We start from the raw sequence: 12,659 nt of genomic DNA, 5'->3' as shown, positions 1-12,659 counted from the left end.
GATTAAATTGTAGAAATAGTTTTTATTATAGATGTAACGTCAATTTTGCAAATCTGTTGTAATTCTTGAACGCTACCTTGTTCAATAAAATTATCTGAAATCCCTAAATTAACTATTTTGTTGGCAAATGAATTTGAAGTAGCAAAAGTATTAATTAAACTACCAAAACCACCAATTATTACTCCATCTTCAATTGTAATTATTTTAGAGTATGATTTAAAAATATCATTTAATTGCTTTTCGTCCAATGGTTTTATAAACGGAAAATGATAATGTGATGCTTTTTGACTTTCATCTAATTCTATAATTGCTTTTTCAACATTTGAAGCCATAGTTCCAGTAGATAGAATTGCAATATTTGCTCCTTTTGATAAGCATTTTGCTTTACTAAGTTCAGTTTTTTCAAATGGTTTTTTCCAATCTACAATTTCTCCTCTTCCTCTTGGATAACGAATGGTTATTGGATGATTTAAACCCAAAGAAGCAGTGTACATGATGTTTCTTAATTCTATTGCATCTTTTGGAGCACAAATCATCAAGTTTGGAATACAATTTAGATAAGCAATATCAAAAACACCATGATGTGTTGCTCCATCTTCACCAACCAAACCTGCTCTATCTAAACAAAAAATAACAGGTAAATTTTGCAAAGCTGCATCGTGAATCACTTGGTCGTAAGCTCTTTGTAAAAAAGTAGAATAAATATTGCAAAACACAACCATTCCTTGTGTTGCCATTCCTGCAGCTAAGGTTACAGCATGTTGTTCGGCAATTCCAACATCAAAAGCTCTTTCTGGAAAAGCATCCATCATATATTTCATGGAACTTCCACTTGGCATTGCTGGTGTAATTCCGATTATTTTTTCATTTTTTTTAGCTAATTCAACTAAAGTCAATCCAAATACATCTTGAAATTTTGGAGGTAAATTTTCTTCATTTTTTGGATGAATTTTTCCTGTTTTCGCTTCAAACTTTCCAGGAGCATGATATTTCACTTGATCTTTTTCAGCCAACTGTAAGCCTTTCCCTTTTGTAGTAATAACATGAAGGAATTTTGGACCTTTGACTTTCTTTAATCGATGTAATTCTGAAATTATTTTTGGCAAATCATGACCATCAATTGGACCCGAATAATCAAAATTTAAAGATTTTATAATGTTGTTCTGTTTTGGATTTTTTCCTTCTTTAACAGCAGTTAGATAGTTTTTCAAAGCACCAACACTTGGATCAATTCCAATGGCATTATCATTAAGAATTACTAATAAATTAGCATCAGTAACTCCAGCATGATTTAAACCTTCAAAAGCCATTCCTGAAGCGATGGAAGCATCACCAATGACTGCAATGTGCTGTTTGTCGAAATCTCCTTTTAACTTAGAAGCAATTGCCATTCCTAAAGCAGCCGAAATGGAAGTTGAAGAATGTCCAACACCAAAAGTATCATAAGCACTTTCTCTTCTTTTTGGAAAACCCGAAATTCCGTTTAAAGTTCTGTTTGTTTCAAAAACATCTCGTCTTCCTGTTAAGATTTTGTGACCATAAGCTTGGTGACCAACATCCCAAACTAATAAATCTTCTGGAGTATTGAAAACGTAATGAAGTGCAATAGTTAATTCGACAACTCCAAGACTTGCTCCCAAATGACCTTCTCTTTGCGAAATAATATCAATGATAAATTCACGCAATTCTTTAGCTAATTGTGGCAGTTGATTTGGAGAAAGTTTCTTCAAATCGTTTGGGTTGTTTATATGTGAAAGTAAATTTTCCTTCATTTGACAAAAGTACTAACTTGAAATTGTATTTTTGCTATTATGATAGATATTTTCACCGACGAATATTTTATGAAGAAAGCTTTGCAAGAAGCTGAAACTGCTTTTGAAAAAGGAGAAATACCCGTTGGAGCAGTGATTGTTATAGATAATAAAGTAATTGCAAGAACGCATAATTTAACCGAAATGCTTAACGATGTTACTGCTCATGCTGAAATGCAAGCCATAACAAGTGCAGCCAATTTCATAGGTGGAAAATATTTAAAAGATTGCACTTTGTACGTTACTTTAGAACCGTGTCAAATGTGTGCAGGTGCTTTGTATTGGAGCCAAATTTCAAAAATAGTCTACGGTGCAACTGATGAAAATAGAGGTTTTACTAAAATGGGAACGCAATTGCATCCAAAAACAGAAGTTGTAGGTGGAATTATGGAAAAAGAATGTGCTTTGTTAATGCGAGCTTTTTTTAGAATGAGAAGATAGTTTTTGTAAGTAAAAACATTAAATAATTTTATTATCTTTATGCAATAATAAACTTCAAAATCAAGTTTTATTAGTGTTTGCTTTTCAATAAATCTCTAAAGTCTTTTGTATGAAACTAAATCGCTGTTTGCAGTTAATCTTATTATTAATTGTGAGTTACTCTTGTGGAAAAAAATCAGAAAATTTTAATTCAGACTTTAATTTATATAAAGATTATATTCTAAATTTTAGTTCTGGAATTGTTTCAACAAAATCTGATTTTAGAGTTGTTTTAGCTTTCGATAAAAAAGAATGGACTCCAAATCAAGAATTAGACAGTGATTTGTTCTCAATTAATCCAAATGTTTCAGGTAAAGTTGTGGCACTTTCTACCAATACAATTGCATTTATTCCATCAGAAAAATTGCAACAAGATACAGAGTATCAAATAACTTTTCACCTTGATGAAGTAAAAGACGTTCCTAAAAAAATAGAAGAATTTAATTTCACCATAAAAACTATTAAACAAGATTTTTTAGTAAATACACTTGATTTACAATCTTATAGCAAAGAATATCAATATCTAAATGCTACTATTTCATTTAGTGATAACATGGATATTGAATCTGCGAAGAAAATCATAAAAGCCAAACAAGGCGATAAAGATTTAAAAATAAAATTCGACAAAGAAGTGTCTAATCCAAAAGAATACAAATTTGTCATTGATAGTATTCAAAGAAAAGTTGATGATAGTAAAATCAAGATTTTATGGGATGGTTCTGTGCTAGAAATAGAACAAAAAGGAGAAGTAGATTTCGAAATTCCAGGTAAAAATAATTTCAAAGTCATTTCTGCCCAAATTCAACAAGATAATGCCCAAGTTTTATTGATAAATTTCTCAGATCCCATTAAAAAAGGGCAAAATTTAGATGGTTTGGTTCAAGTGGAAAACGCAACAAATTTAAAATTTGCAACTGCAGGAAATCTATTAAAAGTATTTTTTACCGAATCTTTAAAAGGTGAGCTGTTAGTAGAAGTTTTTCAAGGAATTCAAAGTGAAGATGGTTATAAAACGAAAAAAGATTTTGCTGAAAAAGTAACTTTTGACCAAGTAAAACCTGAAATTAGATTTGTAAAAAGTGGAACGATTTTGCCAAGTTCTAATAACTTAAAAATCAATTTTGAAGCTGTAAATCTTAAATCAGTTGATGTAAAAGTTTATCAGATTTATAAAAATAATATTCTTCAGTTTTTACAATATAATGATTTAAATGGAAGTCAAAATTTAAGAAATGTAGCACTTCCAATTGTAAAACAAACCATAACTTTAAAAACAAACAGCTTAGCAAATTATGGTGATTGGAATGCATATGCTTTGGATTTATCTAAAATTACACTAGTTGATCCAGGTTCTATTTACAGGGTTGAATTATCCATCAAAAAGAAATATTCACTTTACAAATGTGCTTCAACAACTGTTGATGAAGCGGAAGAAGAAATTGAAGAAGATGATGAAGTGCGAACCAATGCATATTATTATGACGATTATTATTATGATGATTACAATTGGAATGAAAGAGAAGATCCTTGTTCAAATTCATATTATTACAACAACAAAATTTTCACTAATATAATTGCAAGCGATTTAGGTGTAATTGCTAAAAGAGGTGAAAATGGCTCTTACTTTTTTGCCGTAAATGATATTGTTACAACAGAAGCTGTTGCTGGAGCTCTAATTGATTTATACAACTTCCAACAACAAAAAATTGCTACTATAAAAACAGATGTTGAAGGAATTGTAAATGCTGATGTAACAAAATATGCCTATTTCGCTATTGTCACAAAAGGCAATAATACAACTTATGTTAAGTTAGATGAAGGTCAATCACTTTCTGTAAGTAATTTTGATGTGGGTGGCGAACAATTGCAAAAAGGTTTGAAAGGCTACATTTATGGCGAAAGAGGTGTTTGGCGACCAGGTGATACATTGCACATTGGTTTTATATTGAATGATAATGAAAGTAAATTAGAAAAAACACACCCAATAAAATTCAAACTATCAAATCCGCAAGGAAAAGCAATGTATGTTGCGGTTCAAAAATATAACGAGAATAATCACTATAAATTTACGGTGATTACCAAAGATTCAGATATTACTGGAAATTGGGAAGCCAAAATATCAATTGGTGGTGTTCATTTTTATAAAAGTATTAAGATTGAAACCATTAAACCAAATCGTTTAAAAATCAAAAACAGTTTTGCAGACGGAAATTTATCAGGTAGCAAAACCAATAACGGTATAATCGAAGTAGCTTGGTTACACGGAGCAATTGCTAAAAACTTAAAGGTTGATATGCAAGCCAAATTTATGCAACAAGTCACCACTTTTAAAAATTATTCTAATTATGATTTTGATGATGATGTTCGAAAATTTTCAACCGAAGAAATTAATGTGTTTTCAGGAAAAGTGGATGATTATGGAAGAACAAATGTTTCCATTCAGCCAAAAATCACCAATCAAGCACCGGGAAAATTGAAAGTTGTTTTTCAAACTAAAGCTTATGAAAATGGTGGGGATTTTAGTACAGATGTTGTAACAGCAACTTATTCACCTTATAAAACTTATGTGGGAATAAAGAGTCCAGAACCCAACAAATACGGCATGTTAGAAACTGAAAAAGTAAATCGTTTCGATATCGTTTCTGTAGATGAAAATGGAAATCCAAAAGCAGTCAAAAATCTTGAAGTACGTGTTTATAAAGTCGATTGGCGTTGGTGGTGGAATAGTTCAGGTGATGATTTGTCAAGATACAATTCTTCTCAAATTACAACAGCTTATAAAAATTTTAATGTTAGTACAAATGCTTCAGGAAAAGCTAGTGTTCAATTTAAAGTTCCTGAAAACGATTGGGGAAGATATTTAATAAGAGTTGTAGATAATGAAGGAGGACATGCAACAAGTAAAACCGAAGTTATCGATTGGCCAATTTGGTCTGGAAAAACAAAAACTGGTGATGCTTCAACAGCAAATATGTTGGTTTTCACTTCGGATAAAACAAAATATGCAGTTGGTGAAAAAGCAACCGTTTCTTTTCCATCAAGTCAAGGTGGAAGAGCTTTAATTTCAGTTGAAAATGGTTCCAAAGTAATCTCATCATTTTGGGCAATGACACAAAAAGGAGAAACAAAAGTTGAAATTCCTGTCACACCAGAAATGGCTCCAAATGTGTATGTAAATATTTCATTATTAAAACCGCATGCTTCAACAGTAAATGATACTCCAATTCGAATGTATGGAATTTTACCAATTGAAGTTGTAGATAAGAATACAGTTCTTCAACCTCAAATTACAATGGTAAGTGTTCTAAAACCTGAAACTAAAACTACTATAAAAGTAAGTGAAAAAGAAGGAAAAGAAATGACTTACACTATAGCAATAGTAGATGATGGTTTATTAGACTTAACTCGTTTCAAAACTCCAAATGCTTGGGATAAATTCTATGCTCGACAAGCTTTAGGTGTAAAAACTTGGGACGTTTATGATGATGTAATTGGTGCTTATGGTGGAAAAATAAACCAAATTTTTAGTATAGGTGGTGATGAAGACTTAGCTGGTGGAAGTACCAAAAAAGCCAATAGATTTAAACCAGTTGTTATTTATTTAGGACCTTTCAAATTAGAAAAAGGACAAACAAAATCACACACAGTTGAATTGCCAAATTATATTGGTTCAGTTCGTACAATGGTTGTAGCTGGTGATGCCAAAACAAACGCTTATGGAAGCGCAGAAAAAACAACTCCAGTAAGAAAACCTTTGATGGTTCTAGCTTCTGTACCAAGAAAAATTTCTCCAAATGAAAAAGTAACGTTACCAATTACGGTTTTCGCAATGGAAAATCATGTAAAAAATGTAACAGTTCAATTAAAAACCAATAATGCTGTTCGCTTAACTTCTGCTTCAAAACAGAATTTGAGTTTTAGTTCACCAGACGAAAAAATGGTGTATTTTGATTTAGAAGTCGGAAATGTTTTAGGAATCGGAAAAATTGAAGTCATAGCAACATCTGGAAATGAAAAAGCTACTTATGAAGTCGAATTAGATGTTACCAATCCAAATCCAATAACAAATGATTTTGTAGATGTGGTGGTCGAACCTAATTCTAGTAAAACCATTCAATGGAATACTTTTGGAGTAGATGGAAGCAACAAAGCCAGATTAGAAGTTTCTTCTTTTCCAACAATCGATTTTAACGGTCGAATTCAATATTTGATTCAATATCCTCATGGTTGTGTAGAACAAACAACTTCGAGTGTTTTTCCTCAATTATATTTAGGTGATGTGATGGATTTAGATAGCAATAGAAAAGCTGAAATGCAAAAAAACATCAACGCTGGAATTCAAAAATTAGGAGGTTTCCAACAAGTAAATGGTGGATTGTCTTATTGGCCAGGAAGCAGTAGTTCGGATGATTGGGGAACTTCTTATGCAGGACATTTTCTTTTAGAAGCTGAGAAAAAAGGGTATGTTTTACCAATTTCTTTCAAACAAAAATGGATTTCTTACCAACAATCAGAAGCAAAAAAATGGAGGTTTAACCAACAATATCATAATGATTTTGCACAAGCGTATCGTTTATACACTTTGGCTTTAGCTGGAGTTCCAGATATGGGTTCAATGAATCGTTTAAGAGAAACTTCTGGAATTTCAAATGAATCTAAAATAAGATTGGCGGCAACTTATGCTTTAACAGGACAAAAAAATACTGCTTTAGCTTTATTAAATACAACTTCTGTTGATGATTCAAATGATAGATATTACTATTATTATGGTTCTTCTGAAAGAAACAAAGCGATGCTTTTAGAAACTTATTTATTGGTGAATGATAATCAAAAAGCATTTGGTTTAGCTAGAAAAATTGCTAATTCACTTTCTTCTAAAAATTATATGAGTACACAAACAACAGCATATTGTTTGTATGCCATGTCAAAATTTGCCATTAAAAATGGTGGAAAAGGAATCAATGCTTCTTTCACTAATAATGGAAAATCGGAAACCATAACTTCAACTAAATCTATTGCAGATAGAAAATTGGTTGTAAAAAACGGTTCAAATAGTGTGACGATCAAGAACAATAAAGACAACACAATTTATGTTCGTGTTTTAAACAGCGGAATTTTACCTGTTGGTGAAGAAAAAGTGATGAAGAATAATTTTTACGGAAACATCACATTTAAAACCAGAAATGGTAATACAATTTCTTTAAACGAAATCAAACAAGGAAACGAAATTGTAGTACAAGTTACAATCAGAAATCAATCGAATGATAATATTGAGAATGTTGCTTTATCGCAAATTATTCCTTCGGGATTTGAAATTATGAATTCGCGATATACAGATTTTGGTGATTTTGCTCAAAATAAAGCTGATTACATTGATATTCGTGATGATAGAACACAATTCTATTTTGGCCTTCGTGCCAATGAATCAAGGACTTTTACGGTTTTATTAAATGCTACTTATCTAGGAGATTATTATTTCCCAGGCATTCAATGTGAAGCTATGTACGACAATAATTATATCGTTAGAACAAAAGGACAATGGGTAAAAATTGTAAAGGATTAAAAGGTGTTTCAACGAATAAAAAAATGGATACTAAACAACATAATAAAAACTACTATCATCTTTATTTTGATGGTAGTTTATTACTTTTCATTACCCAGAAAATTATTTGAAAACAATTATGCTACAGTAATTGAAAGCAAAGAAGGACAATTATTAGGAGCCAAAATTGCCAAAGATGGTCAATGGCGTTTTCCTGAAAGCGATAGCATTCCCACAAAGTTTAAAGAGTGTATCATTGCTTTTGAAGACCAACATTTTTACCAACATTTCGGATTTAATCCAGTTTCCATGTATCATGCTTTTTTGCAAAATAGAAAAGCTAATAAAATTGTACGTGGTGGAAGTACCTTAACCCAACAAGTAATCAGATTATATCGAAACGGAAAAAGCAGAAGTTATCTCGAAAAAATAATTGAACTTGTTTTGTCTACACGATTAGAATTTAGACATTCAAAAGATGACATTCTACAATTATATGCAGCTCATGCACCCTTTGGAAGTAATGTTGTAGGATTAGAAATGGCTTCCTGGAAATACTTTGGCTTGCAACCTAACCAATTATCATGGGCAGAAGCAGCAACTTTAGCGGTTTTACCCAATGCTCCAAGTTTGATTTATCCTGGAAAAAACCAAGAACGATTACTAAAAAAACGAAATAGTTTACTCAAAAAACTATTTTCAAATCAAGTAATTGATAAAGAGACTTATGAATTAGCACTTCAAGAAACGTTACCTCAAAAACCCTTTGATGTACCACAAATTGCACCTCATTTACTCGAAAAAATTGCCAAAACAAATCGTGGTGAAAAGATTAAAACAACAATAAATGCTCATGTTCAAGAACAAGCGAATGAAATTGTAGGTCAATATTATAATTTATACAAACAAAACCAAGTTTATAATATTTCTGTGTTAGTTGTTGAGGTAAAAACCCGAAATGTAGTAGCTTATGTTGGAAATAGTCCAACGGATAAAAATCATCAAAAAGATATGGACATTATTTCTGCTCCAAGAAGTACAGGAAGTATTTTGAAACCTTTTTTGTATGCTTCTATGTTAGATGATGGTGAACTTTTACCAAACACTTTAATTCCAGATATTCCCACACAAATTTCAGGCTATTCTCCTCAAAATTATAACCTGACATATGATGGTGCTGTTCCTGCAAGTAAAGCTTTGTCGCGTTCTTTGAATATTCCAGCTGTTTTGATGCTTCAGGATTATTCGGTGAATAAATTTTATGAGCAATTACAAAAGCTAAAGTTGAGCAATATTAACAGACAACCAAGTAATTATGGTTTATCTCTAATTTTAGGTGGAGCCGAATCTAATTTATGGGATTTGTGCAATGCTTATGCTTATATGTCAAGTACTTTAAATCATTACAAAAAGTTTAATGATGAATATCGAACTAATGAATTGACAGATTTAAATCTTAATTTCAATAAAAAGGTAGATTTTGGTAAACCAACACAACAAAAAAATGTATTTGGAGCTGGAGCTATTTGGCAAACATTCAATGCCATGAAAGAAGTCAACCGACCAGAAGGTGATGAAGCTTGGCGTTTTTATGATTCTTCTTTAGAAATTGCATGGAAAACTGGAACAAGTTTTGGAAGTAGAGATGCATGGGCTATTGGTGTAACCAAAGAATATGTAGTTGGAGTTTGGGTAGGAAACGCAACTGGAGAAGGAAGACCTTTATTGACCGGTGTTGAAAGTGCTGCACCTATTTTATTTGATGTCTTTCATTTGTTACCCAAATCAAAATGGTTTGAAACTCCTTATAATGATTTAGAAGAAGCTAATGTTTGTAACATTTCGGGTTATTTGGCTCAAGAAAATTGTCCTTCAAAAAAACAATGGATTCCAAAAACAGCTAAAAAAACAGAAAATTGTCCTTATCACAAATTAATTCATTTGGATAAAAGTGAACAATTTAGAGTCAATTCTACTTGTGAAAGTGTAGATAATATGGCTTCAAAATCTTGGTTTGTTTTGCCACCAGTTATGGAATGGTATTATAAAACTAACAATCCAAATTATCAAATATTACCACCTTTTCGAACAGATTGTATTTCAAATACAGATGAAAAAGTGATGGATTTTATTTATCCAAAGGCGAACACTAAAATCATTTTAACCAAGAATTTCGAAAGTAAACTACAACCAGCCATTTTTAAAGTTGCTCATACCAATAGAGAAACTCAACTTTTTTGGTATTTAGATGATACCTATTTAGGAAGTACAAAAACCTTTCATGAAATGCCAATTATAGCAAAAACAGGTTTTCATTTAATAACTGTTGTAGATAAATTGGGTAATGAAATTAGAAGAAAAGTTGAGTTTGAGCAATAAAAAAACTGTTTAGAACTAAATCTAAACGGTTTAATAATCTTACTTGATTACCTTTCCTTTGTCATCAAAGAAATGGTATTCAAGATACGTGAAAGCGTCACGAGATTTGAGATTAAGAGGAGAAAGTCCAGTGGACTTCAGGTATTTTATAAAACAAAAAAAACCGCTACTCAATTAAGAATAGCGGTTTAATAATCTTACTTGATTTCCTTTCCTTTGTCATCAAAGAAATGGTATTCAAGATACGTGTAAGCGTCACGAGGTATAATTTTCACCCATTTTTTATGTTCAAAAAACCATTTTGAACGTATTGATGGAAAACCTTTTTCAAGGTATGCGGCCACAAAAGGATGCACATGAAGTGTAACTTTTTTATGGGCTTTAATAATTTTTTCTAAGCTAAACGATATTTTGTCTATAATCAAAATTGGAGCTTCAATTTCCCCATTTTCATTAGGATCTTCTTCTCTGGTTTTGATATTTACTTCTGGTCTAACTCTTTGTCTAGTAATTTGAATTAATCCAAATTTGCTAGGAGGCAAGATTTTATGCTTAGCCTTATCGTCACTCATTTCTTCTTTTAAGTAATCATATAACTTTCTGCGGTTGTCTGGATTTTGCATATCAATGAAATCCACTACAATAATTCCTCCCATGTCACGTAATCGCAATTGTCGTGCAATCTCTGCAGCGGCAATCATGTTTACTTCTAAAGCAGTATCTTCTTGGTTACGAGCTTTGTTTGATCGATTTCCACTATTAACATCCACTACGTGTAATGCCTCAGTGTGTTCGATAATCAAATAAGCTCCCTTGCTCATAGAAACTGTTTTTCCAAAGGAAGTTTTAATTTGTCTTTCCACGTTATATTTCTCAAATAAAGGTAAGTCTTTCGACTGATAGTGTTTTACGATAGACGCTTTGTCTGGAGCTATTTCTTGCAAATAGTCCTTCGTTTGCAAATACAATTCTTCATCATCAATTTGAATACCAGTAAAGGTGTCGTTAAATACATCTCGTAAGATAGAGGAAGCTTTGTTGACTTCTCCTAACACTTTTGATGGATGATGAGCTGTTTGCAGCTTCTTACACATACTAGACCATTTGTCTAATAAGTTCTGAAGATCTTTGTTTAGTTCAGCTACTTTTTTGCCTTCGGCTACTGTTCGAACAATAACACCGAATCCTTTTGGTTTAATAGATTGAACCAATCGTTTTAATCGTTCTTTTTCTTCTTTAGACTCAATTTTTTGTGAAATTGAAACTCTGTCCGAAAACGGAACTAAAACAACAAATCTACCAGCTAACGAAATTTCCGAAGAAATACGTGGGCCTTTTGTAGATATGGGTTCTTTAACTATTTGAACAAGAAGTGATTGATTAGCACTAATAATATCTGCGATACTACCATCTTTATCAATCTCTTTTTCAAAAGGAAAATTTTTGAGTGAATAATCTTTTATTTTACCTGCGCTTACAAGTTTTATGAATTTCATCATAGAAGGAAGATTTGGACCCAAATCATGATAATGCAAAAAAGCATCTTTTTCATAACCTAAGTTCACAAAAGCAGCATTTAAACCAGCTACTGGTTTTCTGATTTTTGATATAAAAATATCTCCAACCGCGAAATTACTTCCGCTACTGTTTTCTTCTTCTTTGTGAAGTTCAATTAGTTTTCCATCTTTTAATAAGGCAAAATCTACAGCATCTGAACTTGATCTAATAATTAATTCTTTGTTCAAAAGAGTACATTTTTATCCATACTTTAAAAAGTTAGAAATTAATAATTAGAAGTTAGAAAAGTTCTAAATTCTAAATTCTAAATTCTGAATTCCATTAGTACAGATGGATTAAACAATAATTTTACAGGATTTTTTCCCGATAACCAATTCCTTAAATTGGTTTTTTTCAAAGAACATCTTCTTTTTGTAAAAAAGAAAAAGTAGTTAAATACTACTTTTTCTTCTTGTGACGGTTAGCTCTCGCTCTTTTTTTACGCTTGTGCGTTGCTACCTTATGTCTTTTTCTTTTTTTACCACTTGGCATAATGTCGTTAGTTTAGATTAATAATAATTATACTGCTATTTCTGTTTTCGTTTTAACTCCTTCTACAAAAACTTTAGCAGGTTTAAATGCTGGTATGTTGTGAGCTGGAATTTTTATTGTTGTATTTTTAGAAATGTTTCTTCCAGTTTTTTCAGCTCTAGTTTTAATGATAAAACTTCCAAAACCTCTTAAGTAAACATTGTCTCCAGATTCTAATGAATCTTTTACTTCTTCCATGAATGTTTCTACAGTAGCTTGAACATCTCCTTTTTCAAGTCCTAGTCTGTCAGAAATTTTTGCTACGATATCTGCTTTCGTCATTTTCTTGCGTATTAATTTTATTCTAATTTTTTTTGAGAGTGCAAATATAGGAATTAAAAAAACAATATTTCAAGCAT

The 12,659-nt window shown here is 31.4% G+C and carries 6 protein-coding genes; 3 read left to right on the top strand and 3 right to left on the bottom strand.

Annotated features, from left to right (window positions below; all coding sequences use genetic code 11):
• Window positions 1-2 precede the first annotated feature (2 nt).
• Complete coding sequence (locus AABJ49_RS08270) at window positions 3-1,772, bottom strand: 1-deoxy-D-xylulose-5-phosphate synthase (protein WP_338377807.1); 1,770 nt, start codon at window positions 1,770-1,772, stop codon at window positions 3-5.
• A 39-nt stretch (window positions 1,773-1,811) separates the two neighbouring features.
• Here AABJ49_RS08270 and AABJ49_RS08265 point away from each other — a divergent pair, with 39 nt between their 5' ends.
• From AABJ49_RS08265 to pbpC, 3 genes are all read left to right on the top strand, one after another.
• Window positions 1,812-2,252 carry a nucleoside deaminase gene (locus AABJ49_RS08265; protein ID WP_338377806.1) on the top strand — a complete coding sequence of 147 codons (441 nt, stop codon included), beginning with the start codon at window positions 1,812-1,814 and terminating at the stop codon, window positions 2,250-2,252.
• A gap of 109 nt (window positions 2,253-2,361) precedes the next feature.
• A complete protein-coding gene (locus AABJ49_RS08260) occupies window positions 2,362-7,854 on the top strand; it encodes an MG2 domain-containing protein (RefSeq protein ID WP_338377805.1) in 5,493 nt (1,830 codons plus the stop codon).
• A gap of 69 nt (window positions 7,855-7,923) precedes the next feature.
• Entirely contained in the window at window positions 7,924-10,212 is a 2,289-nt protein-coding gene (gene pbpC / locus AABJ49_RS08255) for a penicillin-binding protein 1C (protein WP_338377804.1), read from the top strand.
• Between the two features lie 197 nt (window positions 10,213-10,409).
• Here the strand turns inward: pbpC and AABJ49_RS08250 are convergent, their stop codons facing one another.
• Window positions 10,410-11,957, bottom strand: a complete 1,548-nt coding sequence (locus AABJ49_RS08250) for a ribonuclease E/G (RefSeq protein ID WP_338377803.1) — start codon at window positions 11,955-11,957, stop codon at window positions 10,410-10,412.
• A gap of 331 nt (window positions 11,958-12,288) precedes the next feature.
• The gene (locus tag AABJ49_RS08245) at window positions 12,289-12,582 is read right to left on the bottom strand and encodes an HU family DNA-binding protein (RefSeq protein WP_026716764.1); all 294 of its coding nucleotides are present in this window, start codon (window positions 12,580-12,582) and stop codon (window positions 12,289-12,291) included.
• Window positions 12,583-12,659: the final 77 nt, after the last annotated feature.

Source organism: uncultured Flavobacterium sp., assembly GCF_963922255.1.
Lineage (GTDB): Bacteria > Bacteroidota > Bacteroidia > Flavobacteriales > Flavobacteriaceae > Flavobacterium.
The sequence above is the reverse complement of the archived record's forward strand: the minus strand, read 5'-3'. Positions and strand labels throughout refer to the sequence as shown.

Coding starts and splice junctions, on each gene's coding strand:
- AABJ49_RS08270 (WP_338377807.1), bottom strand. CDS start 1,772: ATGAAGGAAAATTTACTTTCACATATAAACAACCCAAACGATTTGAAG.
- pbpC (WP_338377804.1), top strand. CDS start 7,924: ATGGTAGTTTATTACTTTTCATTACCCAGAAAATTATTTGAAAACAAT.
- AABJ49_RS08260 (WP_338377805.1), top strand. CDS start 2,362: ATGAAACTAAATCGCTGTTTGCAGTTAATCTTATTATTAATTGTGAGT.
- AABJ49_RS08245 (WP_026716764.1), bottom strand. CDS start 12,582: ATGACGAAAGCAGATATCGTAGCAAAAATTTCTGACAGACTAGGACTT.
- AABJ49_RS08265 (WP_338377806.1), top strand. CDS start 1,812: ATGATAGATATTTTCACCGACGAATATTTTATGAAGAAAGCTTTGCAA.